Here is a 26,405-nt window from a genome sequence, read left to right as displayed (position 1 = left end):
GGGGCGACCGGGTCAGGCCATGTCCCAGAGCAGGCGGTAGTAGGCGATGCGCTCCGGGTCGGGGGCGATCCCGTACGCGTCGTACACGACGCCGTCGTACCCCGGGCCGTAGTTCCACTCCGTGCTCCACGCCGCCACCGCGAGGTCGGCCCACCGGTCGGCCACCCCGAGCGAACCGAGGTCGACGTGCGCGGCGAACGCGCCGTCATCGTGCAGCAGGGTGTTGGGGACGCACACGTCCCCGTGACAGACGACGAGGCGGTCGATCGCCGGCGGCTCGCCGATGCGCGCCCGGGCCTCCGTGAGGCCGAGGCGCCGGTGCTCGGGGAACCAGTCGGCCGGTCCCTCGCCGTCGGCGATGCGCTCGTCCGCACGTTCGAGCCGTCGATCGATGCTCCATTCGAAGGGGCACTCCGCCACGGGCAGGGCGTCGTGGAACAGACGCAGCCCTCGGCCGATCGCGGCCGCCGCGGTCTCCGGTGCGGCGATCCACCGAGGGTCCACCGCCGACCGGCCGGGCACCGCCGCCGTCACCAGCCACCCGCCGTCGGCGTCCGTGCCGTGCTCGATGACTCGCGGGACGGTCACCCATCGCTGCGCCCAGGCCAGGCGTTCCGCCTCAGCGGGAAGGTCGATCTCCGGGGTGCCGGCGGCGATCCACTTGACGTATCTGAGGCCGCCGGCGCCGTCCTCGACGCGGAACGTCAGGCCGCCGAGTTGGTTGCGCCACACCGGAGTGATGGTGCCGCCGCCGGCGAGCGTCGTGACCACGTCGGGGACGGTCACGGGGCCGGTCGGGATCTCTGCGATGACAGGGTGGCTCATGAAGACCTGATCCTCCCAGCGCGGCGGCCTCGGCCACAAACGGGTTTCGGGCCTGGAAGATCCGCCGGGTGTGCCGGAGGGCCGACGCGGGCGGGCCGGAGCACCCGAGATCGCGATGGCCGTCCTCGGATGGGTGCGCTCGGCCGACTCCCGCCGTGCGGGATGCCGATGCCCTGTGCCGCGATCATGCCGGAGTCCGCGAGGCCGACCGCCTGTCCGCGCACCTGGCCGGAGACGCCCCTGGCGACCTCGCCGTTGAGCGCGACAGGGTCCGCGCCCATCCCGCTCACCTCCTCCGAACGGGAGGACATCGTCCTGGACCGGTCCGGACACTCACCAGATGGTCATCCCTGGTCCGCCGGCCGATGCGGACCGGCTGGTCCACGGGTCGTGGCGGGGTTCACGAACCACTCGCGGCCGAGGAACAGCCCGAAGACCGGCACCGGAAGCCGGACAAGCAGCCGCATGACGGAGGCGAGCCGGCCGCGCCCGTTCACCTCGGAGCGGTGCGCGGCCAACGCCGCCTGCTTCTGCCGGGCGAACCGCCGCACGTTCACCCGGTGCGTGATGGCCGAGGCGGGGCTGTAGGCGGCGCCCAGCGCCTCGTCGTCGTAACGGAACGGGATCCGCAGCGCACGGATCAGCCGCACCAGGCGCACGACGACGTCACGGGGCATCGTCGCCTCCAGCACGGTGCCCACTCCCGCCAGTACGGCGGCGCGCCTGCCGACCTCGTGCACCTTGACGTGGTCGCGGTGGCCGTATCCGCCGTTGGCGTCGTAGCTGAACAGCACGTCGGCGTGCTCCTCGCGCAGCAGCACGGCGAGCCGCTCCGCGGCCTCCTCGGTGTCGGCGCGGACGAAACGGGTCCGGTCCGGCGGATCGGGGTAGAGGATCGCGCCGTGCCCGCTGCAGGCGTAACCCAGGTGCTCGACCCGGTGCGCGCCGAGCACGGCCGCGCTCGCGCGCAACTCGCCCATCCGCCCCGATCCCTCCGCCGGGACGGGTCCCATGAGCCCGTCGGTGGCCACCACGATCACCACCCGATGGCCCTCCGCCGCGGCGCGGGCGAGGGTGCCACCGGTCAGCAGCACCTCGTCGTCGGGGTGGGCGTGGAATGCTACGACGGTCGCCATCGCCCTATTATCGGGCGCTGCGAACCCCGAGGATCATCGAGCCGGAGTCCTCGGTCGCGTCGTAGACGACGGTTGCGGAGGGGTGGTTGATCCGGGCGGCCGTACGCCCCTCGCGGATCATGCGTTCCCTCAGCTCCGCGCGACCGGTGGCGGGCGGTGTCAGGTACGAGACGCGAGGATGGCCGCTGCCACCTTGGCGGCGGCGTTTCGGTGGCCTTTGGCGTTGGGGTGGACCAGGGCGGGCCGGAGGGTGGTGTCGTAGATGCCTTCGGCCCAGTTGGCCCCGCCGGCCTTTTCGCAGATGCTGTGGCCGCGGCTGGACTCGTACAGGTCGACGTAGTGGTCGTTGTGCCGGGCGGCCTGCTCGCGGATCATCTGGTTGAGCGGTTCGAGGGCGTCGGTGCGCAGCCAGTTCAGGTCGCCCCGGGTGACGGTGGCGAAACCGACGATGCTCGCGTAGACGCATTTGGTGGTGTCGGTGGGGATGAGGTACGGGTAGCCCACGGCGATCACTTCGGCGTGGGGGGCGTCGAGGTGGATCCGGGTGAGCATCCGGTCGTACTCGCCCCGCACCTCCTGCAGCCGGGTGTGGATCCGGCCGGCGTAGTGGTCCTTGCAGGGGGTGCCCCGGCCGCCGTTGGCCAGGCCGCGCTGGACGCAGGTTCGGAGGATCTCGCCGAAGCCCAGGCTGTTGCCGCCGATGCCGACGGTGACCACGTCGGTGGCGGGGGAGACCGCTTCGATCTGGGCGGGCACCGCGGCGAAGGGGTGGTCCGGATCCCGGGAGACGGGCGGGGCGTGACGGCCGTTCGGCTTCTGCTTCTCGGTGACGACGTCGGCGATGGTGGCGCCGCCGCAGCTCACGTTCGTCAGCTTGACCAGCGGGCCCAACTCGCGGAGGGCCACCTGCGGGTAGGACTGGTCGGTGCGCCCGCAGCCGTCCCGGGGGGTCTCGAACTCCTGCCCGGCGGCTTTGATGAGCCCGGCGGTGTAGGAGTCGCCCAGCGCGACCCAGTCGAGGGCCTGCCCCTGCGCGGCCTGCCCCTGCGCGGCCTGCCCCTGCGCGGCCTGCCCCTGCGCGGCCTGCCCCTGCGCGGCCGGCGCGGGCGCGATGGCCAGCGCGCCGGCGGCGACGGTGGCCATGACGAAGGTGAGGGCTCGGCGGGCAGGACGCATGAGGGATCCTCTGTGGGTCGACATCGTGGGCCGCCCGCCACAATACGTCTCCGAGAGTAGTCGTACAACTACTCTCAGTGGTCATATTGATGTGGCCGCTGAGCCCTGAGCGTCCACCGGGGAGAGTCGTCCGTGCCGGTTCGCCGGGCCGTTCGGATCCGCGTCGGCGTGAACCTAGACGGCCTGGGCACGGAGCATCCGCGCGTACAGCCCCTGCCGGTTCCCCAGCAGCTCGGGGTGGGCGCCACGCTCGACGACGCGGCCCTCGTCCAGGACGACCACGACGTCGAAGGAGTCGAGGCCGCCGAACCGATGGGTGATCATCACCGTCGTCATCCCCGCGCGTCGCCGCAGAACCGCGCGGACGACCTCCCGTTCGGTCAACGGGTCGAGCGCGGAGGTCGCCTCGTCGAGGACGAGGATGGGGGCGTCGCTGAGGAGCGCGCGGGCGAGGGCGACGCGCTGGCGCTCACCGCCGGAGAACAGCGCCCCCCGCTCGCCGACCACGGAGTCGTAGCCGTCGGGCAACGCCGTGATCCGGTCGTGGATCATGGTCGTCTCGCAGACCGCGACCAGGTCGTCCAGGCTGGCGCCGGGCGCGGCATAGCGGAGGTTCTCGGCGATGGAGCCCTGGAAGAGCAGGGCCTCCTGCGGAGCCAGGCAGACGCGTCCGCCGCTTCGCACCGATCCCTCCGCCGGCCGGTGCAGCCCGGCGAGCAGGTGGCCGAGGGTCGTCTTGCCCGACCCGCTCGGGCCGACGATCAGCGTCGCGGAGGCGGCCGGCAGATCGAGGGTCACCTCGCGCAGCGCCCACCGCGCCTCGTCCTCCGTCCCCGCGTAGGCGAAGGAGGCCCCGGAGACGCTCAGCCCGCCTCCTGCTCCCGCCCCGCCCGCCGCTTCGGCTCCGTTTGCTCGGTCTGGTCCGCCCGCTGCTCCTGGTCCGCCTGCTGCTCCCGCCCCGCCTGCTGCTTCCGGTCCGTTTGCTCGGTTCGGTCCGCCCGGGGTGGCGGGCCCGGAGGCGGCGGTCCCGATGGCGGTTTCGGTGGCGGGTGGTTCCGGTGGCAGGTCCAGGTAGTCGAAGACCCGCTCGAAGGCCGCCTGGGCGGTGCGGAACTCGGTGGAGATGTGCAGGATCTGCCAGAGCGGCTGGTAGAGCCGCGACTGCAGGACCACGAAGGCGATGAGCGTGCCGGGAGTGATCCCGTCCATCAGTCCGGCCGCGACGAACACGATGTAGGGCGTCAGCACGAAGAAGATGTGCCCCGCGCTCAGCACCGACTGAGCCGCCAGGCTGGCGCGGACGCCCAGCCGGGCCAGCCGCTCGCTCTCCGCGCCGAACATCGCGGCCTCGTGGTCCTCGCGGTCGTGCACCCGCGCCAGCGTGACACCGCCCAGCGAGAGGCGTTCCGCGGCGATGGAGGCGATCTCCGCGCGGGCGCGCTGACCGGCGGCGGAAAGGTTCTTGAGCGCCCGTCCCGAGCGGGCCGAGACCCACAGGATGGCCGGCGCGAGGCACAGGGTGACGCTCGCGAGCGGCGGGGACAGCGAGAACATGGCCCCCAGGGCGAACAGGAATCCCAGGAGGCCGCCGAGCAGGCTGGGCAGCGTGTCCTTGATCGCGTCCTCGATCTGGTCCGTGTCGTTGGCCAGCCTCGACTGGATCTCGCCGCTCCTGGCGGCGGCGAAGAAGCCGAGCGGCATCCGCTGCAGGTGGCCGAAGAGCCGGGTGCGCAGCGCGTGGATGACCTGCTGGGCCAGGCGGGCCGAGATCCAGGTCTGGCCCAGGTCGACGGCGGCCGCGGCGGCCGCCGTCAACGCGGCGGCACCGGCGATCAGGGCCAGCAGGTCCGGCCGCGGGCCGTCCGCGCCGAACAGGGCGCGGTCGAAGACGACCTGGGTGAGCAGGGGGATGGCGGCGTTCAGCGCCGAGTAGATCGCGACCAGCAGTGCGACGAGGAGGACGGCGCGGCGATGCGGCCGGAACAGCCGGATGATCCTGCGGGTCGTCACGGCTGCCGCCCTCTCGGAGATCTGAAGTGGCCGTCCTGGACAACCGGTCCGGCCGGTGGACGGTGCTCGTGAGGGAAACGGCGTGCGGTCCGATGCCGGTCGCACGCCCGTCTGAGGTGGCCGTTCTTGGACGAGCCGGCCGGTGGGGTGGCGCTGGTGCGGAGTACGGCGTGCGGTCTGATGGCGGCCGCACGCCGCTTCGCCGTCTGAAGCGCCGTTCTTGGACGAACGGCCGGTGGACGGTCCTGGTGAGGGGGACGGCGTGCGGTCTGATGCCGGCCGCACGCCGCTTCGCCATCAGTTGGTGTCGGTGCAACCCGGGTGCTTGATGCAGTGGCTGAGCAGCGCGGACTCCGAAGTGCTCGGCTCACGCTCCTGCAGGTTCTGCAGATCCTGAACGTCGAAGGACATGGTTTTCCCCCTCTCTGATTCCGTTTCTCGTGTCACCGTGCACGGGGGCACGGTGAGATCGGTGGGCGTGCCCGACGACGTCGTCGAGCATCCACAGGCGCGGATGTCCGTGCCGCAGGCGCAGCAGGAAGGCGAGCACGCCCGCGGTCCCGCCGAGGTAGGTGGGTACGACCTTGCCCAGGCGGTCGGGTACGTGCAGCCGGCCCGCGCGCACGACGGCCCGCGCGGTCAGGCACTCCGCCAGGTCCTCGGCCCAGCGCCGGTACCGTTCGTCCGCGGTGAATCGGGCCATGTCGAGCAGGAAGTCGCCCTCGCCGGGCAGGCCGTGGCACAGCGCCGAGCCCGACTGCCACCGGGTCCGATGGACGGCTGCCGCCGCCAGTTCCGCGAATCCCCGTGCGGTCGGATCGCCCGTCGCGTCCCAGTAGCGGATGAGGAAGGTGCCGACGCCCGACGATCCGCTGCACCAGTGCGGGCGGCGGGGCCGTACGGACTCGGGTTCGTCGCGTCTGAACGGCCACCAGGCCGTGTCCCCCTCGACCTCGGCGTACTCGTAGAGGGTGTGGGCCACCTCGCGTACGGTCTCCATCCAGTCCGCCCTGCCGAGGACGATGCCGCCGTAGAGCAACGCGGTGCCGACCCCCGCCAGGCCGTGCGCGAAGCCGAAGTGATTGGCGCCGGCCAGGCTGGAGTCGTGGGTGGCGCGGGTCGGCCACTGCGGACGCCCGTCGAGCGAGGACCGGGCGTCGTGCAGGTTCTGGAACATCGCCGCGGCCCGCTCGCGCAGCGCCGGGTCGTCCGCGCGTACGGCGAGGCGCAGCGTGGCCATCGCGCAACCGGCTAGGCCGTGGGTGATGTCGGGGCTGGGATGACCGGTCGGCAGCCGGTGCGCGGATCGCACCGCGAAGGCTCGTGTCTCCTCGTCCCCGGCCGACTCGTACAGGGCCCAGAGGGTGCCGGAGCGCCCGGCGTACAGGCCCGGCGGCCAGACGTCCTCCTCGGTGAGACGCCGGCGGAGCCAGCGCGAGACCACGCCGGTCTGCTCGGGCGGAAGGACGGCGAGGACGCCCGCGGCGCCGGCGCTCACCGAGCACGGATCGGCTTCGAGCCCGTGGGAGACGTTGGGCCAGAGCGTCGGGCTGTCGTCGCGGTCGTCCATCGTTTCGGCCAGCCAGGCGAGCCCGTCGGAGACGAGGTCGTCGATGCTCACCGGGGGGCGTGGGGCTCGGGGCGGGCCGGGCAGTCCGAGGTCGTCCAGGAACCGCGCGCACGCGTCGAGCGTCCAGCGGTCGCCGGGCTCCGTGATCAGGCCCGCCACCATCGGCCGCAACAGCGCCAGGGTGGGGTTGCTCGCGGCGACCCTGGCCAGGTGGCCGGCGACGCGCCCGCCGTACGCGGGGCCCCCCACCTCGTCCTCCGCCAGGCCGAGGTCGGCGCCGGTCGCCAGGAAGTACACCAGGGCGCCGAGGCTGAAGAGGTCCGCCGTCGCCGCGGGGGCCGGGCGGAGGGCTCCGAGGTGGGGGACCAGCTCGGGCGCGAGATAGCCGGGGGTGCCGCCGATCATGACGGTCTCGCCCCGCTTGGCCGCGTATTCGAGGTCGACGAGCCGGATCTCGCCGCCGGGCAGGATCATCACGTTGCCGGGGGAGAGGTCGCGGAAGACGTAGCCGCAGAGATGCACCTTCCGCAGGAGGCCGACCAGGCGGGAGACGACCGGCACGACGTCGTCGACCGCGCACCCGAAGCCGTCGGGGCCGAGCGGTACCACGTGGGCCTCCGACCACCGCTGCGCGGTGTGGCCCGGCACCAGCTCCTCCGCGAGGAAGGCGTGGCCGCCCTGCTCGAAGTAGTCCACCACGGCGGGCACCCCGCCGGTGGCGGCGAGGTCGTCAAGGGCGGCTCGTTCCGCGGCCAGCCGGTCTCTGGCGTCTCTGCCGCCGAGGTCGGAGGAGGCGTGCGGGCGGCCCTCCTTGACGATGACCTCGCGTCCGGTCTTGGTGTCCTCGGCGAGGTACACGCCGCCCTTGTTCGCGTGCCTGATCGCCTCCCGCACCACGAACCGGTCGTTGAGCATCACCGCCGGCGAGCCGGCCTTCTTCGCCGGTGGGTCGGCGAAGGGGGAGACGGCGAAGCCCGGCGGCGTGAAGGCGGCCACCCGCTGGTCGCGGACCAGCTCTCCGCCGGGCGCGCGCAGCCGGATCTCGTAGAACCCGTCGTTGCCCAGAATCCGGTGCCCGGAGAACGCCCCGTAGCGGTAGTGGACGACGCCGCCGGCGCGGTAGGGCCGGTCGGAGAGGATCGCCGGGCCGGGCAGCCCTCTGGTGGCCTCGTCGAGGAGGGCGGCCAGCCGTACCGACTCGGGGTCGCCGACGGGGTAGGCGGTGACGAACTTGCCCGCCTGCGCCCTCGCGCAGTGCGGCGTGAGCAGGTCCCAGTAGTCGCCGAGCCGGGCGGGGAACTTGAATGCGCAGCCGGCCTCGACGAGCACCCGGGCGACCTGCGCGAGCACGATGGGAGCCGACAGCATCGTCGCGGAGACGTGCAGCTTCCATCCCTGGCCGGGCATCGGATAGCCGTCGGGGGTGATCCTGCACCAGAAGCCGGACTCCTCGACCGACCAGCCGGCCCCGCCTGACCGCGCCAGCTCGGCGGTCACGAGGTCACGCAGGATGGTCGCGTCAGTCCGCATGGCACTGCCTCCAGGCTCCCGGCACCTTGCCGGCACCGGAGACGAACGTCGCCGACGGTTCTTGCAGACGGCTGGCAAACGAATCGCAGCCGAGATCAGCGGCCCTGCGGGCGGGCGGATCCCGGGCGGCGCGGGCACTGGTTCCGCGCGACCAGAGATCGTGGTGAGCGGTGAGGGGGCGCCGGCTTCCGGCACGTCCCCCCGGTCCGCACCGTTCCGGCCAGCCGTACCATCCCCAGGTAGTGCGCCGCGAACAGGTCGGCCGGCGTGGCTCGATCGCGGGACTCTGTCATGAGGTCACTCACGTATCAGAGACACACGGGCGGCGTGCAGGTTGACAGGGCGGGACGCCGGATCGCCGCCGGAGGGCGCCCCGCGTGGGGCGGAGCGCCGCTCCGGTGGCATCGCCTGATCGGCGGGTGGCCGTCAGCGCACGCGGGTCCGGGAGGCCAGCGTGCCCCCGCCGGCCGCCTCCCAGCCGGTCACCACCGCCGGGTGGGCGGCCGTGGCGCGGGTCAGCGGCACGCTCACGGTCGTGCTGCCGCCGCGCGGGACGGTGACGACACGGCTGCCCGCCGTCCCCTGGTCGTCGCGGACGAACAGGTGGGCCGTGCCGGCGGCGTTGGCGCGGAGCGTCACCCGCACGGCGTCCCGGACGCCCTTGGCGGAGGTGACCCAGCCGCCGTCCGACGCCTTCGCCGCGGGGCCGCCCGCGAGCGGGACGTCGATCCGGATCGCCTGCTCCAGCGACTGCGGCGAGTCGAGGCTGGCCAGCGCGGCGTCGGGGATCACCGGGGCGGGCGGGGTGGTCGGGCGTCCCGGGGGAGGCAGGTAGCCCGGCAACGTCGCCACGCCCCACCGGTAGGGATCTCCCTGCACGCCGCCCCACGTCGACCAGCCGATCCGGGTCTGGCCGGTCTTGTCCTGGGTGTCGGAGTCGTACACCAGGATGTTCAGCCCGAGGTGCCCGGGATCGACCGCGCCCGGCAGCACCTCCATCGGGACCGACATCTCCACGGTGTACGCGCCGGCGGTGACCTTCGAGGCGACCCGCATTCCCGGAGCGGTCTCCCCGCCCGGTCCCTGACGGTTGTCGGCGTCTCGTTCGAAGCACGGCGGTCCCTCGGCCGTCACCGGCAGCACCGCGGTCTTGAACGTCGTGGAGGTGTTCTCCGACAGGCCGCGCGGATCGAGGGTCACCTCCACCGAGTCGGTGCGCCAGTGCCGCTTGCAGTCGGACGCGGGCAGGCGGGTGCCGATCACGTCGTCCTTCACCTGGACCAGCAGGAACAGCGTGTCATCACGCCAGGCGACCTTGGCGGTGCCCGAGCAGTCGGCCGCCGACGAGCACGCGGCGCCCTCCCACAGGCGGGAGACGTCCAGGGCGGGGCCGGGGTACTCGCCGTCGCCCTCGGCGCCGTCGACGTCCGCCGCCCGCGTGGCCTGCGGGATGGACGTCGCCGGGACCAGTTCGAGCGCGGGCCTGCTCACGCTCGACCCGTCGGCGCTGGTGGTGGTGATCGTGTAGGCGTGATCGCCGCCCTCGTTCGAGGTCTTCAGCGAGGGGTCCGCGTTGGTGACGGTGAACGGCACCGTCGTCGCGGCCCCGGCCGCCAGCCCGCTGTAGGGGGCCTCGGCGCGGTCGGCGGTGAAGCCGGCCGGGAGGTCCAGCCGTACGGTCCCCGACTGGGGGGCGCCGCTCACGTTGGTGACCACGACGCCCACCTGACGGGAGCCGCCGGACGGGACCGTGAGCACGGGCGTGACCAGGCCGCGAAGCTGCGGCGCGGCGAGTTCCGCGGCCCACTTCTCGTACTGGCCGACCTGGGGGAGCCACTGCTGTCCCCCTCGTACGGCCGGGCTGACCTCGACCTCCCTGTCGGTGTGGCCGCCGCCCTTCTCGGTGGTCAGGGTCGCCGCGATGCGCGCCCGGTCGCCGGGGCTCGCGTTCCGCGGCGGCAGCACCGTGAACGTCGCCGATCCGGTGCGTCCCGGCGCGAGCCCGCCGAGGTCGCCGGTCCCGCCGACCTGCCAGCCGTCGGGGACGCGCAGCGTCACGGACGACCGGCCCAGCGATTCGCGGGACGGCGCGGTCGCGGTGACCTTGACGGTGAAGGCCGTCCCCGGGCGAACGTCGAACGTGCTGGGACGCAGCCCGAGCAGGGTGCCGAGCGGGACGGTCCCGCCCGTCCGGACCAGTGCGCCGTCGAGGACCGCGGTCGGCGCGGCGGCCGCCGACGAGCCCGGTGCGGGGAACGGCGCCCGGGAGTCCATCTGGGTGAAGAAGTCGCAGCCGAGCTGGGCGGGGTCGGACGGCACGTCGGGGAAGACGGCCCAGCCCTGCGACCGGTACGAGCGCTGGGCGTCGCGTTCGACGGCGGCCCAGGTCGTGCCGTTGCGTTCGGAGGTCCGTCCGCTCCATACGCCGAACACGTTCTGCGCCGGGTTGGCCGGGCGGAACGTCGAGGCGCAGGCGGGGCCGTTCTGGGAGGTGCCGCGTGCGCGGGAGAGGAGCACGCGGGCCGGTGCGAAGGGACGCAGTCCTTCGCGCGAGATCTGCTCGGGGAACGCCTTGGGGTCGGCCGCCGCGTAGAACGCCTCGACGGCGAGCCGCGCCGCCTGCTGGTGGTTTCCGTGGTTGCCGGGGGAAGGCGCCGGGTCCATGGTCAGCAGGATCTCGGGCCGGGTCTGGCGGACGATCCGGACGACCTTCGCCAGCGTGTCGCCTCCCCAGATCTGCTCGGTCAGCGGGGCGCTCACCGTGTAGTAGAAGTCGACGTCGTCGAGGTTGAACACCTCCCCGACGGCGGCCTTCGCGACCGCCGTACGCTCCTCGGCCTCGCGCACCAGGCCGAGCTCCGGGCCCTCCTCCGGCCCGACGGCGTTGCCGCCGCCCTCGCCCCGGGTGACGGTGAGGACGCCGGACCGGATGCCGTGGTACTCGTTCCACTGGCCGAGGGTCGACAGGGTGGAGGCCTCGTCGTCGGGGTGGGCGCCGACGAACAGCGCGTCGAGGTCGACGGGGGAGCCGGCCGAGGTGGCCGGTCCCGGCGGAGCGGGGGTCGGGGCCGCCGACGCGGGGGTGGCGGGGAACAGGGCGAGCACGGTCGCGGTGACCAGCACCGCCAGACGGCCGGGCGATCTGGAGAGAAGGGATGTCTGCCTGGCTCGGGACAGGTGCGCTGTTGGCATGGAACCTCCGGAAGCTACTCGCGCACCGCCCCTTGGAGCAGCCCGCGGATGAAGTGACGCTGGAGGAACAGGTAGAAGATCACGACCGGGGTCGCGACGATGACCGATCCGGCCGCGAGAAGGGTGAAGCCGGAGGTGTGCTGGCCCTGGAAGAAGGCCAGCCCCAGTGGCGCGGTGCGCAGCGACTCGCTGGTCACCATGATCAACGGGATGAGGAACTCGTTCCACGTCCACATGAAGACCAGGAGGGTCAGGGTGACGATGGCGGGCCGGGCCGGGGGCACCAGCACCTGCCACAGGATGCGCCAGTGCGACGCGCCGTCGATGCGGGCGGCCTCGACGATGGCGCGGCTGCCGGCGCGGAAGTAGGCCCGCATCCAGAAGGTGCCGAACGCCACCGACAGCGCGACCTGCGGCAGCGCGACCGACCAGAAGGTGTCGATCAGGCCGAGCGCGCGCAGGTCGAAGTAGAGCGGCACCGCGATGGCCTCGCTCGGCATCATGATCCCGAGCAGGAACAGGTAGAACAGCACCGCCTGCCCGCGGAAGCGCATGGTGCCGAAGGCGTATCCGCTCATGATCGACAGTACGACGCTGACGACCACCACGAACGACGACACCGCCAGGCTGCTTCGCAGATAGGTGCCGAACCGCCCGATCTCCCAGGCGGACGCGAAGTTGCCCACGTGCAGCCCGGCCACGCTGAACCCCGGTCCGGCCGAGGCGGCGCTGTCGTCGGGACCGAGCGCGGCGAGCACGATCGTCAGGATGGGGAACAGCGCGAACGTGGCGAACGCCGTCAGGATGACGTAGTTGGCCAGACGCTCACCACGAGAGATCACGACTCCCTCCTGTCGGCGAAGCGGTTGATCACGAGCGAGATCGCGAAGATGACGACGGTGAGGGTGACGCCGATCGCCGCCGCCGAGCCGACCTGGCCGAGTCCGAAGGCCCGATGATAGATCTCGTACGACGGCACCGACGTCGAGTCGCCGGGACCGCCCCGCGTGGTGATGTACACCAGGTCGAACGTCCGCAGCGCGGCGATCACGGTCAGCGTCAGCGCGACCGCGATCTCCCCGCGCACCGACGGCAGCGTGACCGCGAAGAACTCCTTGACCGCGCCCGCCCCGTCGAGCCGCGCCGCCTCGTACAGCTCCACCGGGACGCGGCTCATCCCGGCCAGCAGCAGTACGGTCACCAGGCCGGTCTCGAACCACGTGCCGACCACGCCGACCGCCGGCAGCGCGAAGGCGTGGTCGCCCAGCCAGCCTCTCGTGAGGGCGTCGAGTCCCACCGCGCCGAGCAGGTCGTTGAGGGTGCCGTCGGGGGCGTACACACGCCGCCAGGCGACGGCCACCACGACCATGGCGACCACCTGGGGCAGGAACACCACCGTCCGGAAGAAGCCGAGCCCGCGCACCTTGGCGTGGTTGAGTATCGCGGCCAGGACCAGCCCGATGGCCAGCGGCGCCAGCGCGTAGAACACGATGAGCACCAGGGCGTGGCCGAAGGCGGCGCGCAGCCCTTCGTCGGCGGCGATCGCGGCGTAGTTGGCCAGTCCCGCCCACCGGCCGAGGGTCAGCCCGTCCCACTCGTACAGCGACAGGTGCACCGCGCGGCCGATGGGATACAGCAGGAACGCCGCGTAGACGACGAACGCCGGCAGCAGATAGAGGTAGGCGACCCGGCGGGGTTCCCCGGGCGGGTGGCCGGTTCCGGGACCGGCGCGGCGGCGCGGCCGCGTGCCCGTGGTCACCCGTTGCTGTCCGCGAAGGTCTTGTAGTCCTTCTCCAGCGTGGCCAGGAACTCCTCGGGGGTCGACTTCTCGGCCAGCAGATCCTGGAGCGCCGCGCCCAGCGTGTCGGCGAAGGTCGGGGTGGCGTAGTCGAGGTAGGGCACCAGGCCGTCGTTCTTGGTGGCGGTGCCGAACGCGGTGAACACGTCCTGTTGCGGGCCCGCGTTCACGGTCTGCCGGTCCGTGTCGGCCACCGGCAGGTTGCCGGTGGCGGTGAGCACCTTCATGGCGTCGGCGTTGGTGATGAAGTCGATGTACGCCGCCGCCGCGTCCGGGTGCGGGCTCTTGGCCGTGATGGCGAACGGCAGGCCGGTGCCGCCGGTCGCCACGGGGGCGGCGTCGGCCGTGGGGCCGGGCGGCAGGACGAAGCCCAGGTCCTTGCCCAGGGACTTCTCCAGGTCGGCGAGCAGCCAGGTGCCCGCGATCAGGAAGACGCCCTCGCCCTTGCCGAACGCCTGCCACGCCGCGTCGTAGCCCTGGCCGTTGAAGCCCTTGTTGAAGTAGCCCTTGTTCACCCAGTCGACGAGTTGCCCGGCGGCCCTGGTGTTCTCGGGCGTGGTCCACGAGGCGCCCTTGCGGCCGAAGGCCAGCGTGCTGATCTGGTCGGCCGGTACGGCCCGGCCCTGCACGGTGCCGAACAGGTGGACGGCCGGCCACTTGTCGAGGTTGCCCAGCTGGGCCGGCACCTCGCCGGCCTCCTTGGCCTTCGCCAGCGCCGCCTGGAACTCGTCCCAGGTCTTCGGCGGGCCCAGGCCGAGTTTCGACAGCTTGGCGGCGTTGTAGAAGATGCCGACGACCTCGCCGACCTGCGGCAGGCCGTACAGGTCGCCCTCGCCGAACAGCTTGCCGTCCGGGCTGTACCGCGAGTAGCGCAGGACCGACTCCGGATAGCGCTTCTTCCACCCGTACGCCTCGGCGTAGGCGTCCAGCGGGCGGAGTTGGCCGGCCTTCACGAAGGCGCCCATCGAGGACCGGCCGTTGTTGGCCTCGACCACGTCCGGCGGTTCGTTGCCGCTCAGCGCCAGGCGCAGGGTGGTGTTGAGGTCGTCGAAGGAGCGGGACACCCGGTTGAGCTTGATGTTTGGATATTTCGCCTCGAACGCGGCGTTGAGCTGCTTCATCTGGGCGGCCTGCCCGCCGCGTACCTCCTGGTCCCAGATGGTCAGGGTCACGTCGCCGAGGGCCGCGGCGTCGGTGCGCACCGCCGAGGCCTCCGGTCGCGCCGGGGGCGCGGCGGGCGGCGCCGAGGACCCGGGTGCGCACGCCGCCGCGGCGAGGGCCACCAGACCGGCGGAGAGTACGGCGCGCGTCCGGCCGGCTCGGATCGAGGCGATCATGGAGTTACTCCTTCTGGGCGGGCACCCGGGGGGCGTCCGGATCCTCGGGCTCGTCTGGATCGTCGTGTGCTCCGGACGGGACCCCGGCGTCGGTCTCGGCGGTGGCCCATGTCTCGGGTCCGGTCTCGGGTCCTGCCTCGGGTCCGGTCTCGGCGGTCCTCGCAGGTGGCTCCTCCGGTGTCCGTGCGGCCCTCCCGACGTCGGCGTGCCGGGCGATGGTGGCGGCCGCCCGGCGTACCGCGCCCATCGGGACGGTGGGGACCAGCCGGTCGAGGAAGGCGTACCGGCGGGCGAGCGAGTCGGCGTAGGCGCTGCCGCGGCCGTTCGCCGCCCGCACCTCGTGCCACCAGTCGGCGATGTCCCCCCATCCCGGCGCGGCGAGCGAGCCGCCGAACTGCTGTACGGCCAGCGCCGCGCAGAGCCCGGCGAACGCGAGCCGGTCGGGCAGCGGCCAGCGGCAGAGGGTGCCGAGCACGATTCCCGCGCCGAACACGTCGCCCGCGCCGGTCGGGTCGAGCGCCGACACCCGCGGAGCGGGGACGAACGCCTCCTCGCCGGTCATGGAGTCGATGGCCATCGCGCCGTCGGCGCCGTCGGTGACCACGGCGAGGGGCACCCGGTCGGCGAGCGCGTACAGCGCGTCGCGGGGGGTGTCGGCGCTGGTGTAGGCCATCGCCTCGACCGCGTTGGGCATGAACGCGTGGCAGCCCGAGAGCTGGTTCAGCAGGTCGGGGGACCAGGCGCCCGACGGGTCCCAGCCCACGTCGGCGAAGATGAGCGCGCCGTTGCGATGCGCCAGCTCGGCCCAGCTGCACCTGCCGGGCACGCCGAGCGGTTCGTCGGCGGAGAGCGCCACGATCACGGCCCTGGACCGCGGCGGGGAGCCGATCATCTCGGACGCGGACATGGGCGCCGGGTGGCCGTGGGTCACCATGCTGCGGTCGCGGTCGACGGCCATGGACACCGTCACCGGGGAGTGCCAGTGCTCGAATCGCCGTGACCTGGACAGGTCGACCGACTCCTGCTCGGCCAGCGTGCGCCAGCAGAAGTCGCCGTAGTCGTCGTCGCCGAACGCGGCGGCGAGTGAGGTGCGCAGGCCCAGCCGGCTGGTCGCGATGGCGAGGTTGGCGATGCCGCCGGGACAGGAGCCCATGCCCTCGGCCCACACCTCGGTCCCCGCGGTGGGCATCGCGGGCAGGCCGGTGAAGACGATGTCGAGGAAGACGGTACCCGCCAAGAAGACGTCGAACTGCGGCCCTTGCGGGGTTCGCTGATCGGCGAGAGGGTCGTAAGCCTGGACAGACACGCGTTTCATGCCCTCCTCGACAGGGCGAGATGTGCGCAATCTTGCATGTTTGATGCGCACATATCAAGTGTTTTGGTCAGTAGGTTGGCGCATGTTGCTCACTTATGCGCAGTCATGACTGATATAATTCGGCTGTGCTGCAACGCTCCGGCGTCCGGCTGGACGACCCGTTCATGGACATCATCCCCGCCGAGACACCGTCGAAGCTCTTCATGCTCGATGCCGCACCCCGCGGACACACGGTCTCCAGGACCGCGACGTGATCGTCAGTACGGCAAGACCGAGCCATCTCGACCGTGGACCCCAAGAGGCGGGCGCTGGTGCGGGCATGAAGTCTCCCTTCACGGGCGACCGGGCGCCGCTCACGTGATCGCCGCCCACACCGCGCGAGCCGGTCAGCGCAACCGAATCGGGACCGAATCGGGTGCCCGAGCTCCGTGGCAGGTGAGGGGACCCCGATGAAACTGGCCGTTCTCGGCGGCGGAGGCTTCCGGGTCCCGCTCGTGTACCGCGCGCTGCTGCGCGACACCGCGACGCCACGCGTGACGGAGGTGGTGCTGCACGACGTGTCGGCGGAGCGGCTGACGGTCATCCGGCAGGTGCTCGACCAGCTCGCGGCCGGGCACGACCACCCGCCCGCGGTGCGGACCACCACGGACCTGGACACCGCGCTGCGGGACGCCGACTTCGTCTTCTCGGCGATCCGCGTCGGCGGCCTCGCGGGCCGTACCGCGGATGAGCGGGTCGCGCTGGAACTTGGCTGTCTCGGCCAGGAGACGACCGGGCCCGGTGGCATCGCCTTCGGCCTGCGTACCGTACCGGTGGCGGTGCGTGTGGCCGAGCGGGTGGCCGCCCTCGCGCCCCGCGCCTGGGTCATCAACTTCACCAACCCGGCCGGCATGATCACCGAGGCGATGCGGACCGTGCTCGGCGACCGGGTGGTCGGCGTCTGTGACTCCCCGGTCGGGCTGATCCGGCGGGCGGCCGCCGCCCTCGGGCTCGATCCGGCGCGGGTGTCGCCCGACTACGTGGGGCTGAACCATCTCGGCTGGCTGCGCGGGCTCACCTACCAGGGCCGCGACGTGCTGCCCGCCCTGCTCGCCGACGACGTGGCGCTACGGCGGGTCGAGGAGGCCCGGATCTTCGGCGCCGACTGGGTGCGGACTCTGGGCGCGTTGCCCAACGAATACCTGCACTACTACTACTTCACCCGCGAATCCATCGCCGCGATCGGCGACGCCGAGCACACCCGCGGTGAGTCCCTGCTCGACGGGCAGAACCGGTTCTACGCGGCCGTGCGGGAGCGGCCCGAGCACGCCCTCGACGCGTGGGAGCGGGCCCGCGCCGACCGCGACGCGACGTACATGGCCGAGACCCGCGACCTCGCCGACGCCGGCGAACGCGACGCCGCCGACCTGGAGGCGGGAGGGTACGAGGGCATCGCGCTCGCCCTGATGGCCGCCATCGTCCGCGGCGAGTCCGCCACCATGATTCTCAATGTCCGCAACGGCGCCGCGGTGCCCGGTCTGCCTCCGGAGGCGGTCGTCGAGGTCCCCTGCGTGGTGAACGGGTCCGGAGTCCGGCCGCTGGCCACCGACCCGCTCCCCGGCCGTCTCCTCGGTCTCGTGCAGCAGGTGAAGGCGGTCGAGCAGACGGCCATCGCGGCCGCCCTGTCCGGCTCGTCGCGCCTGGCCGTCGAGGCGTTCGCCCTGCATCCCCTGGTCGACTCGGTCGGTACGGCGCGCAAGCTGCTCGACGGCTACCGCGCCCGCATCCCGGAACTGGCCGCCGTCCTCCCCGGCTCCCCGTAACGCCCACGACCGGGGCCGCCCTCGCCCCCCTGGAGGTCACCGATAGCGCGCCCACGACCTGGCCCTCCTGGGGAGATCACCGCCGGCGACCACCGGCCGGATCTGCGGTCCGGCCGGTCAGCCTGGACGGCGCTGGGGAGACCTGGACTCCTGGAGGACGAGGGGGAGCACCCGGTGGGCGACGCGCTCGCTGAGCATCACCTCGGTCTTGGTGCGGACCATGCCCGGCAGCTTGATCACCTGCTGGATGACCTCCTCCAGGTGCGCGTTGTCCCGGGCGACGACCCGGCACACCAGGTCGCCGTCCCCGGCGATCGTGTGCGCCTCGATCACCTCGGCTATGCCGGCGAGCAACCCGGCGATCTCCTCCAGCCGGCCCTGCGCCAGGTGCATGTGGACCTGGGCGAGCACGGGATATCCCAGTTTCTCGGGATTGAGCTGCGGCGCGAAGGTCGCGATCACGCCGTCGCGTTCCAGCCGGGCCAGGCGCGACTGGACCGTGCCCCTGGCCACGCCGAGGATGCGCGCGTACTCCCGCATGCCGGCCCTCGGCTCCTCCAGCAGGAGCCGCAGGAGGGCGGTGTCGAGGTCGTCCACAGTGCTACCGATGGCCTTTCCGGTCGAACGCGGCAGGGGAGGCGACTGGGCCATTGGCCCGATTTCCCGCGTCGGTCATTGACCGAAATAGGTATCAGACTCTTAACATGTGCGCCAGATGCCCGTCTCGACAGGATCGGCAGTTTCGGCAGTTCCGACAGTCTCGACAGTGAGGTGGCCCCATGTCCGCAGTGCCCGCCAGGACGCCGGCCGGCTTCTCCCTCGACGACCGTTACCTGCGCGAGGACGGGACCGTCTATCTCACCGGAACCCAGGCCCTGGTGCGGATGCTGCTCGACCGGGTCAGGCACGATCGGCGGGCGGGACGGGACACCGCCGCGTTCGTCTCCGGCTACGAGGGGTCCCCGCTCGGCGGGTTCGACCTGGAGCTCGCCCGCCGGGCGAGCCTGCTGGCCGAGCACGAGGTGGTGCACCGGCCCGGCCTGAACGAGGAGCTGGCGGCGACGTCGGTGGCGGGCAGCCAGCTCGCGGCCGAAGTGGCCAGACTGCGGCCGGACGGCGTGACCGGCGTGTGGTACGGCAAGGCGCCCGGCCTGGATCGGGCGACCGACGCCCTGCGGCACGCCAATCTCGCGGGCACGCATCCGCGTGGCGGCGCGGTCGCGCTGGTCGGCGACGACCCGGCCGCCAAGTCCTCGACCGTGCCGTGCGCCTCCGAGGCGGCGCTCGCCGAGCTGTCCATCCCGACCTTCTTCCCGGCCGACGTGCAGGACGTGCTCGACTACGGCCTGCACGCGGTGGAGCTGTCGCGGGCCAGCGGGCTGTGGGCCGCGATGAAGTTGGTGGCCGGCGTCGCCGACTCCGCGGGCACGGCGGTGGTCGGGGCGGACTGGGCCGCGCCGGTGGTCGAGCCGGCGGGTTCGGCGCGGCCGTACTCGCATCGTCCCAGCTCGCGGATGCTCGGCGCGGAGCTGGCCGCGCTCGAACGCGGTCTGTACGAGACACGGCTGCCGCTCGCCCTGAGCTACGTGCGGGCCGCCGGCGTCAACCGGGTCTCCGCCGCCGCCGAGGGCGCCCGGATCGGGATCGTCAGCGCGGGCAAGTCATACCTCGACGTACGGCAGGCGCTGCACGAGCTGGGGCTCGACGACGGGGCACTGGAACGGTACGGGATCAGGCTGCTCAAGCTGGGCGTCATCCACCCGCTCGACCCCACCGTCGTGCGGGAGTTCGCCGCTGGCCTGGCCGAGATCGTCGTGGTGGAGGAGAAGCGGTCGTTCATCGAGTCCGCGGTCAAGGAGATCCTGTACGGCCGGCCCGCCGCGCCCGCCGTACACGGGAAGACCGGTCCCGACGGCCGGACGCTGTTCGCCGAGGCCGGCGAGCTGAACCCGGGGGCGATCGCGGCGGGGCTCGCGCGCAGGCTCGCCGACCACGGCGAGATCGAGCCGGTCACGGCCTGGCGGGGACGGCGGCGCGAGGCACGGGTCTCCCTCCCGCTGCTGGCCCGGACGCCGTACTTCTGCTCGGGCTGCCCGCACAGCTCCTCGACGAAGGTGCCCGAGAACACCCTGGTGGGCGCCGGCATCGGGTGCCACACGATGGCCCTGTTCATGGAGCCCGACCAGGTCGGCACCGTCGTCGGGCTCACCCAGATGGGCGGCGAGGGCGCCCAGTGGATCGGCATGGCCCCGTTCGTCGAGGACCGGCACTTCACGCAGAACATCGGGGACGGGACGTTCACCCACTCGGGCAGCCTCGCCGTACGGGCGGCCGTCGCGGCCGGGGCGAACATGACCTTCAAACTGCTGCGCAACTCAGCGGTCGCGATGACCGGCGGTCAGCACCCGGTCGGCGCCATGCCGGTGGACCGGCTGGCCGCGTGGCTGCTCGTCGAGGGCGTGGCGAAGGTGATCATCACCACCGAGGCCCCCGAACGGTTGCGCGGGGCGGACCTGCCCAAGGGCGTGCAGGTCCGGCACCGTGACGAGCTGGTCCGCAGCCAGGAGGAACTGGCCGCGACGCCCGGCGTCACCGTGCTCATCCACGACCAGGAGTGCGCGGCGGAGAAGCGCCGCAAGCGGCGGCGCGGCAAGGCGCCCACCCCGGCCGCCAAGGTCGTGATCAACGAGCGGGTGTGCGAGGGGTGCGGCGACTGCGGAGTCAAGTCGAACTGCCTGTCGGTGCAGCCCGTGGACACCGAGTTCGGCCGGAAGACACGGATCCATCAGGGCTCGTGCAACGTCGACTACTCGTGCCTGGCCGGTGACTGCCCCTCGTTCCTGACCGTGGTGCCGGGCGAGCGGGTGATCGCCACGCCCGCCGATCCGGGACCGCTGCCCGAGCCGGAGAAACGCGACGGCGACTTCACCGTGCGCATCACGGGCGTCGGCGGCACGGGCATCGTCACGGTGGCGCAGATCCTCGGCACCGCCGCGGTGATCGACGGCAGGCAGGTCCGCCTGCTGGACCAGATCGGCCTCGCCCAGAAGGGCGGCGCGGTGGTCTCCGACATCAAGATCACATCCGGCCCGGTGACGGGGGCCGCCAAGCTCGCCGCGGGGGAGTGCGATCTGTATCTGGCCTGCGACGTGCTGGTGGCCGCCGACCCCGCCTACCTGGAGGCGGCGGATCCGGGCCGGACGGCGGCGGTCGTGTCCACCGCGGAGGTGCCGACCGGCCGCATGATCGTCGATCCCGGGGTGTCGTTCCCGGCGCAGCGCAGCGTGCGGTCGGCGATCGAGGCGGCCAGCGCGCGGACCTGCTACCTGGACGCGCGCGAGCTGGCCGAGCGGCTCTTCGGCGACGACCAGTACGCCAACATCCTGCAACTCGGCGCGGCCTACCAGTTCGGGGCGGTCCCGCTGGCGGCGGAGGCGATCGAGCACGCCATCGAACTGAACGGCACGGCCGTCGAGCGCAACCTGCTGGCCTTCCGCTGGGGACGGCAGGCCGTCGCCGACCCCGCCGCGATCACCTCGGACGGTACGGCCGCGCCCCCGCCCGCCCGTACGGCGGCCGCCACCGGGACGCTCGCGCTCGTCCACGCCCCCGAGGACGGCGAACTGGCGCGGCTGCTGGCCGTCCGGGTGCCGGAGCTGATCGCCTACCAGGGCGAGCGATACGCGCGTGACTACGCCGAGTTCGTCGAGCGGATCCGGGTCCTTGAGGCGGGGCCGACGGCCGTCACCGAGGCGGTGGCCCGCAACCTGTACAAGCTGATGGCCTACAAGGACGAGTACGAGGTGGCGCGGCTGTCGCTGAGCGAGGAGTTCACCGCCGGCCTGGAGGCCCGATTCGGCACGGGCGCACGCTACTCCTACCGGCTGCATCCGCCCGTGTTCAGGGCGCTCGGGATGAAGCGCAAGCTCAGTCTGGGGCGGTGGTTCCGGCCGGTCCTCCGGCTGCTGCGCGCGCTGCGCCGGCTCCGCGGAACCCGCCTCGACCCGTTCGGCTACGCCCGTGTGCGACAGGTCGAACGCGCGCTCGTCGTCGAATACCGCGACGCCGTACTCCAGGCGATGTCGGCCGCCGACCCCGCCACCGTGCTGGAGATCGCGGAGCTCCCGGACATGGTCCGCGGCTATGAGCACGTCAAGCTGGCGAACGTGGCGGCCTATCGGGAGAAGCAGGCGAAGCTGCTCGCGGATTCGGAGGCTCCCGCCGGGGCCCGGTGACCGAACGATCAGGTGCCCGGCACCCGGGTGACCGTGCCCGCCCCCGGGAGTCCCGCGCGCCCCTCACGTGCCGAGCCTGGTGGACTCGCGGACCACCAGGCGCGCGGGCACGGTCCGCACGCCCGTCTCGCCCGCCTGCCCGGCGATGACGCCGAGCAGGTGGCGGGCGGCGAGCCGGCCGATCTCGCCGAGGTTCATGTCGACGGTCGTCAGCGGCGGGCGGCAGCCGAGCGCCATCGGCGCCCAGTTGTCGAAGCCGACCAGTGCCACGTCGCCGGGGACCCGCCGGCCGCGCTCGCGCAGGGTCTCGGCGACGCCGCGGGCGATCTGGTCGCTGCCGCAGAAGATCGCCTCGACGTCGGGGTCGGCCTGGAGCAGGATGTCCGCGCCTTGGCGGCCCCATTCCTCGCTCCACTCGCCGTGCAGGACGTCGCCGGCCACCCGCAGGCCGGCCTCGCCGAGCACGCCGCTCAGGCCGGCCGCCCGCTGCCGTGCGGCCCGGAAGCCGTGCGGCCCGGTGATGTGGCCGATCCGGGTGCGGCCGGTGGCCAGCAGGTGCCGCGCGGCGAGGGCTCCGCCGCCCTCGTCGTCGGGTAGGAGCGACAGGTCGGAGGGGTCGAGTGACTGCGTCATGGCGTAGACGACGGGCACGGGCAGGTCGCGGCCGATCCCGGGGCGCGGCTCGGTGCGCCTGCCGGTGACGATGATGCCCTCGACCCGGCGGTCCAGCAGGCGCTCGACGTGGTGCCGTTCCCTGAGCGGGTCGTCGCGGGTGTCGCACAGCAGTACCGAGATCTGGCCGTCGCCCAGCGCGTCCTCCGCGCCCAGCATCACCGGGATGCTGAAGCGGCCGAAGCTGTCGCAGGTGATCAGGCCGACCGTGTAGGTGCGGCCGCCGAGCAGTCCCTGGGCGAGGGGGTTGGGCCGGAAACCCAGCCGGCGAGCGGCGGCCGTCACCCTGGCCCGGGTCTCCTCGCGCATCCTGCCGACGCCGTTCAACGCTTTGGACGCGGTACCGATGGACACGCCGGCGGCGGCCGCGACGTCGCGGATCGTCACGGTACGGCCGGCGTCCTGAGTTGAGTTGGACAATCGTTTTCCTCCCTGATCGCCGCACCCTACCGTCTCGTTCACGTGGGGGAGCTCTCATCCCTTGACGGGTGATGTATCACATCCTACTCTCCCCTTGAGAAAACCTATTCTCACCGTGCGAGGAGCGCGATGCCCGACTTTGACGACCACGTCCGCGGTCCGCTGGCTCCCCTGACAGGTGTGCGGCGGCCACTCGGCATCACTGACGTCGAGATCGACGGCGGCCCGCTCGGCCGCTGGCAGAAGATCAATCGCGAGGCCAGCATCGCGCTCGGCATCGAGCAGATGGAGCGGTCGGGAGCGGTGCCCAACCTCCGGCTGGCGGCGGGGGAGGGGAGCGGGCCCTTCCAGGGCTACCGCTTCCAGGACTCCGACCTCTACAAGCAACTGGAGGCGGTCGCCTGGGAGCACTGCCGGCTGCCCGACGAGAGCTACCCCGCCTTCGTCGCCGAGTCGGCGGCCCTGCTGGGCCGGGCACAGCGGGCGGACGGCTACCTGAACTCGCACTACCAGGTGGTCAAGCCGGACAAGATCTTCACCGAGCTGGAGTACAGCCACGAGATGTACTGCGCCGGGCACCTGTTCCAGGCCGCCGTGGCGAGCGCGCGCGCCGGTGTCGGCGACGAGTTGCTGGCGGTCGCGCGGCGGTTCGCCGACCACCTGGTCGAGGTGTTCCTGACCGGCGGCGACGACGGCATCGACGGGCACGCGGAGGTCGAGACGGCCCTGGTGGAGCTGTACCGCCTGACCGGGGAGCGGGCCTACCTGGAGCTCGCCGGCAAGCTGATCGACAACCGGGGCAAGGGCCTGATCGCCGACAGCGGCATGGGTTCGCTCTACGCCCAGGACCACCTGCCCGTGCGCGAGGCGGGGACCGCGGTCGGGCACGCCGTACGCCAGCTCTACCTGGAGGCCGGCATCGTCGACGTCTACCTGGAGACGGGCGACGAGTCGCTGCTCGAATGCTCGGTCCGCCGCTGGGAGGACATGGTCGCCACCAAGACCTCCATCACCGGCGGCCACGGCTCACGGCACGACGGCGAGGCGTTCGGCGAGCGGTACGAGCTGCCGCCCGACCGCGCGTACAACGAGAGCTGCGCGGCCATCGCGAGCATCCACTGGAACTGGCGGCTGCTGCTCGCCACCGGGCAGAGCCGGTACGCCGACCTGATCGAGCGCACGCTCTACAACGCCTTCGCGGCCTCGACCTCCGCCGACGGCCTCCGGTTCTTCTACGTCAACCCGTTGCAGCGCAGGGCCGACCTGATCGAGGACGCCTACCTGGGCCGGCGCCGGGAGTGGTTCGCCTGCGCGTGCTGCCCGCCGAACATCATGCGGCTGGTCTCCTCCCTCGGCCATTACGTCGCCACGACCGGCGGCGAGGGACTGTCCGTGCACCAGTACGTCCCCGGCGTGATCCGCTCCGGCGAGATCACTCTGGCCGTCGAGACCGAGTACCCGTGGGACGGCCGGGTCCTGTTCACCGTCCAGGACGCGCCGGGCACCGAGTGGACGCTCAGGCTGCGGGTGCCCGCCTGGAGCTCCTCGACCGAGCTCACGCCCGATGCCAGCGGGTACGCCGAGATCCGGCGCGCCTGGCGTCCGGGTGACACCTTCACCCTGGACCTGGACATGTCCCCCCGGCTGGTCCGCCCGGACCGCAGGATCGACGCGCTCCGGGGGGCCGTGGCGATCGAGCGCGGCCCGCTCGTCTACTGCCTGGAGCAGGCCGACCAGAGCGCCGACGTCGAGGATCTGGCGCTCGCCCCCGACGCGGAACTGCGCGTCGTACCGCACGACGACCTGCCCGGCGTCGGCAGGACCGTGCTGATCGAGGCGGACGCCGTGCGCCTCCCCGCCTCGCCCAGAGACGGCCTGCCGTACACGGCGGCCGTCGCAGACCCCCCGGCCGGCACCCCCGTCATCGCCACGGCCGTCCCCTACTACCAGTGGGACAACCGCGACGGCGGCGTGATGCGGGTCTGGATCCCCCTCGTGTAAGGAACACACGCAGATGAGAAGACGAGAGCTGTTCAGGATGGGTGGGCTGGCCGCCCTCGGGGCCGCCGCTGCCGCCTGTGGCGGGGGCGCCGGTCCGACCCCGGCCGGCGCCGCTGAGCTGCAGTTCATGTACTGGGGCTCGACGTTCGAGCGGAAGGCCGTGGCCAAGATGCTGCAGGCCTTCGAGAAGCAGAAGCCCGGGGTGCGGGTGGAGGCGCTGTTCACCCCGGACGAGTACGACGTGAAGCTGAACGCGCTGGTGGCCGGGAACCGTACGCCCGACGTCGGCTATGTGCCGATGGCGATGTCGTTCCGCCTGGCCGAACAGGGCAAGCTGGTCAACCTGCACCCGTACATCAAGAAGTATCCGCAGCTCGGCGGCTACCTCCCCGACGCGTACCTCTGGTACGGGCCGGACAAGCTGCACGGTGTGGCGACCGCCAACGAGAGCATGCTGCTCTGGTACAGCAGGGCGGCCGTCACCGAGGCCGGCATCGCGCCGCCCCCGGCCGACGCGGCGAGCGCGTGGACCTGGGACCAGCTGGTGCAGAACGCCTTCAAGCTGACCGTCGACCAGAGCGGCAAACACCCGGACGAGGCGGGCTTCGACCCCAAGCAGGTCCGCCAGTTCGGCGTCTCGTGCAGCTTCACCTACCCCGCGGCGTGGTACGGCTTCCTGCGTGGCAACGGCGGCGACTTCGCCGACGAGGCGGGCACGAAGTGCCTGCTCGACAGCCCCGAGTCGATCGAGGTGTTCCAGAACCTGCAGGATCTGGTGTACAAGCACCGCGTCGCGCCCGGTCCGGGGCAACTGGCGGCGACCGGCGACGAGGTGCCGGGCACGAGCATCCTGCTGAAGACCAAGCGGGTGGCGATGGTGGTCGACGGGCACTGGAGCCTGCTCGACATGAACGAGAGCAAGGTCGACTTCGGCATCGGCGTGCTGCCCAAGTACGACCAGCCGTACACGACCACGCAGGTGGCCGGGGCGTCGTCGGTCTTCGCGACCACGAAGCACGTTGAGGAGGCGGTCGAGCTCTTCGCCTTCCACATCGACCCGCGCTACGTCGACCTGTACGCGCAGGGCCTGTGGATGCCGCAGGAACGCAAGTACTACGAGGATCAGGCCGCCGTCGACTCCTGGACCAAGAACGCCGGCCATCCACCGGAGTTCAGGACGGCGGTCGTCGACTACACCCGCGACCACGGCGTGCCGGCCTTCGGCAACCGGGTCAAGAACATGACGGCGATCGCCTCCGACGTGCTCACTCCCGCGCTGCAGGAGATCGAGAGCGGCAAGCGGTCCGCCGCCGAGGTGCTCAAAGAGGTCACACCCAAGATCACCGAAATGCTGCAGGGCTGGCACCACGCGCAGGAGGTGTGACG

The 26,405-nt window shown here is 72.3% G+C and carries 17 protein-coding genes; 5 read left to right on the top strand and 12 right to left on the bottom strand.

Annotation, left to right across the window (positions count from 1 at the left end; all coding sequences use genetic code 11):
• Window positions 1–12: 12 nt before the first annotated feature.
• The 10 genes from MBA17_RS32500 to MBA17_RS32455 form a co-directional block, all read right to left on the bottom strand.
• The gene (locus MBA17_RS32500; protein WP_238500653.1) at window positions 13–825 is read right to left on the bottom strand and encodes an aminoglycoside 3'-phosphotransferase; all 813 of its coding nucleotides are present in this window, start codon (window positions 823–825) and stop codon (window positions 13–15) included.
• Window positions 826–1,169: 344 nt separating this feature from the next.
• Window positions 1,170–1,961 carry a PIG-L deacetylase family protein gene (locus tag MBA17_RS32495; RefSeq protein ID WP_238500651.1) on the bottom strand — a complete coding sequence of 264 codons (792 nt, stop codon included), beginning with the start codon at window positions 1,959–1,961 and terminating at the stop codon, window positions 1,170–1,172.
• 159 nt (window positions 1,962–2,120) lie between these two features.
• Window positions 2,121–3,137, bottom strand: coding sequence for an SGNH/GDSL hydrolase family protein (locus MBA17_RS32490; RefSeq protein ID WP_238500649.1), 1,017 nt, complete (start codon window positions 3,135–3,137; stop codon window positions 2,121–2,123).
• A gap of 174 nt (window positions 3,138–3,311) precedes the next feature.
• Window positions 3,312–5,147, bottom strand: coding sequence for an ABC transporter ATP-binding protein (locus MBA17_RS32485; RefSeq protein WP_238500648.1), 1,836 nt, complete (start codon window positions 5,145–5,147; stop codon window positions 3,312–3,314).
• Window positions 5,148–5,514: 367 nt separating this feature from the next.
• Window positions 5,515–8,247: a class IV lanthionine synthetase LanL gene (gene lanL, locus MBA17_RS32480; protein ID WP_238500646.1), complete on the bottom strand. Its 2,733-nt coding sequence runs from the start codon at window positions 8,245–8,247 to the stop codon at window positions 5,515–5,517.
• 426 nt (window positions 8,248–8,673) lie between these two features.
• Window positions 8,674–11,439 (bottom strand): sugar-binding protein, encoded by a 2,766-nt coding sequence (locus tag MBA17_RS32475; protein ID WP_238500643.1) that lies wholly within the window; start codon window positions 11,437–11,439, stop codon window positions 8,674–8,676.
• A 14-nt stretch (window positions 11,440–11,453) separates the two neighbouring features.
• Entirely contained in the window at window positions 11,454–12,281 is an 828-nt protein-coding gene (locus MBA17_RS32470) for a carbohydrate ABC transporter permease (protein WP_238500641.1), read from the bottom strand.
• A complete protein-coding gene (locus tag MBA17_RS32465) occupies window positions 12,278–13,198 on the bottom strand; it encodes a carbohydrate ABC transporter permease (protein WP_238500639.1) in 921 nt (306 codons plus the stop codon). Before MBA17_RS32465 ends, MBA17_RS32470 begins: the two co-directional genes overlap by 4 nt.
• Window positions 13,195–14,574 (bottom strand): extracellular solute-binding protein, encoded by a 1,380-nt coding sequence (locus tag MBA17_RS32460; RefSeq protein WP_238500637.1) that lies wholly within the window; start codon window positions 14,572–14,574, stop codon window positions 13,195–13,197. The genes MBA17_RS32465 and MBA17_RS32460 overlap by 4 nt, the downstream gene beginning before the upstream one ends.
• 4 nt (window positions 14,575–14,578) lie before the next feature.
• Window positions 14,579–15,889, bottom strand: a complete 1,311-nt coding sequence (locus MBA17_RS32455) for a carbohydrate kinase family protein (RefSeq protein WP_238500634.1) — start codon at window positions 15,887–15,889, stop codon at window positions 14,579–14,581.
• Between the two features lie 125 nt (window positions 15,890–16,014).
• On the opposite strand from MBA17_RS32455, the gene MBA17_RS49790 reads away from it, so the two are divergent.
• Together MBA17_RS49790 and MBA17_RS32450 are read left to right on the top strand one after the other, a co-directional pair.
• Complete coding sequence (locus MBA17_RS49790) at window positions 16,015–16,143, top strand: hypothetical protein (protein ID WP_274386289.1); 129 nt, start codon at window positions 16,015–16,017, stop codon at window positions 16,141–16,143.
• A gap of 195 nt (window positions 16,144–16,338) precedes the next feature.
• Entirely contained in the window at window positions 16,339–17,691 is a 1,353-nt protein-coding gene (locus MBA17_RS32450) for a 6-phospho-beta-glucosidase (RefSeq protein ID WP_238500631.1), read from the top strand.
• 117 nt (window positions 17,692–17,808) lie between these two features.
• Here MBA17_RS32450 and MBA17_RS32445 read toward each other — a convergent pair whose 3' ends face one another.
• Entirely contained in the window at window positions 17,809–18,288 is a 480-nt protein-coding gene (locus MBA17_RS32445) for an Lrp/AsnC family transcriptional regulator (protein ID WP_238500629.1), read from the bottom strand.
• Between the two features lie 182 nt (window positions 18,289–18,470).
• On the opposite strand from MBA17_RS32445, the gene MBA17_RS32440 reads away from it, so the two are divergent.
• Window positions 18,471–21,926 (top strand): indolepyruvate ferredoxin oxidoreductase family protein, encoded by a 3,456-nt coding sequence (locus tag MBA17_RS32440; RefSeq protein WP_238500628.1) that lies wholly within the window; start codon window positions 18,471–18,473, stop codon window positions 21,924–21,926.
• 63 nt (window positions 21,927–21,989) lie between these two features.
• Here the strand turns inward: MBA17_RS32440 and MBA17_RS32435 are convergent, their stop codons facing one another.
• Window positions 21,990–23,018, bottom strand: coding sequence for a LacI family DNA-binding transcriptional regulator (locus MBA17_RS32435; RefSeq protein WP_238500623.1), 1,029 nt, complete (start codon window positions 23,016–23,018; stop codon window positions 21,990–21,992).
• A 129-nt stretch (window positions 23,019–23,147) separates the two neighbouring features.
• Between MBA17_RS32435 and MBA17_RS32430 the strand changes: the two genes are divergently transcribed.
• Both MBA17_RS32430 and MBA17_RS32425 read left to right on the top strand, forming a co-directional pair.
• A complete protein-coding gene (locus MBA17_RS32430; RefSeq protein ID WP_238500621.1) occupies window positions 23,148–25,019 on the top strand; it encodes a glycoside hydrolase family 127 protein in 1,872 nt (623 codons plus the stop codon).
• 13 nt (window positions 25,020–25,032) lie between these two features.
• Window positions 25,033–26,403: an ABC transporter substrate-binding protein gene (locus MBA17_RS32425; RefSeq protein ID WP_238500618.1), complete on the top strand. Its 1,371-nt coding sequence runs from the start codon at window positions 25,033–25,035 to the stop codon at window positions 26,401–26,403.
• The last annotated feature ends 2 nt before the right edge of the window (window positions 26,404–26,405 follow it).

This window comes from Dolomitihabitans soli (assembly GCF_022213955.1).
GTDB lineage: Bacteria > Actinomycetota > Actinomycetes > Streptosporangiales > Streptosporangiaceae > Streptosporangium_A > Streptosporangium_A soli.
This window is presented reverse-complemented; position numbering and strand designations above follow the sequence as displayed.

What these genes read in the sequence shown, in the direction of transcription:
- lanL (WP_238500646.1), bottom strand. Translation starts at nt 8,247, where the DNA reads ATGCGGACTGACGCGACCATCCTGCGTGACCTCGTGACCGCCGAGCTG.
- MBA17_RS32475 (WP_238500643.1), bottom strand. Translation starts at nt 11,439, where the DNA reads ATGCCAACAGCGCACCTGTCCCGAGCCAGGCAGACATCCCTTCTCTCC.
- MBA17_RS32430 (WP_238500621.1), top strand. Translation starts at nt 23,148, where the DNA reads ATGCCCGACTTTGACGACCACGTCCGCGGTCCGCTGGCTCCCCTGACA.
- MBA17_RS32495 (WP_238500651.1), bottom strand. Translation starts at nt 1,961, where the DNA reads ATGGCGACCGTCGTAGCATTCCACGCCCACCCCGACGACGAGGTGCTG.
- MBA17_RS32425 (WP_238500618.1), top strand. Translation starts at nt 25,033, where the DNA reads ATGAGAAGACGAGAGCTGTTCAGGATGGGTGGGCTGGCCGCCCTCGGG.
- MBA17_RS32460 (WP_238500637.1), bottom strand. Translation starts at nt 14,574, where the DNA reads ATGATCGCCTCGATCCGAGCCGGCCGGACGCGCGCCGTACTCTCCGCC.
- MBA17_RS32490 (WP_238500649.1), bottom strand. Translation starts at nt 3,137, where the DNA reads ATGCGTCCTGCCCGCCGAGCCCTCACCTTCGTCATGGCCACCGTCGCC.
- MBA17_RS32455 (WP_238500634.1), bottom strand. Translation starts at nt 15,889, where the DNA reads ATGAAACGCGTGTCTGTCCAGGCTTACGACCCTCTCGCCGATCAGCGA.
- MBA17_RS32500 (WP_238500653.1), bottom strand. Translation starts at nt 825, where the DNA reads ATGAGCCACCCTGTCATCGCAGAGATCCCGACCGGCCCCGTGACCGTC.
- MBA17_RS32450 (WP_238500631.1), top strand. Translation starts at nt 16,339, where the DNA reads ATGAAACTGGCCGTTCTCGGCGGCGGAGGCTTCCGGGTCCCGCTCGTG.
- MBA17_RS32440 (WP_238500628.1), top strand. Translation starts at nt 18,471, where the DNA reads ATGTCCGCAGTGCCCGCCAGGACGCCGGCCGGCTTCTCCCTCGACGAC.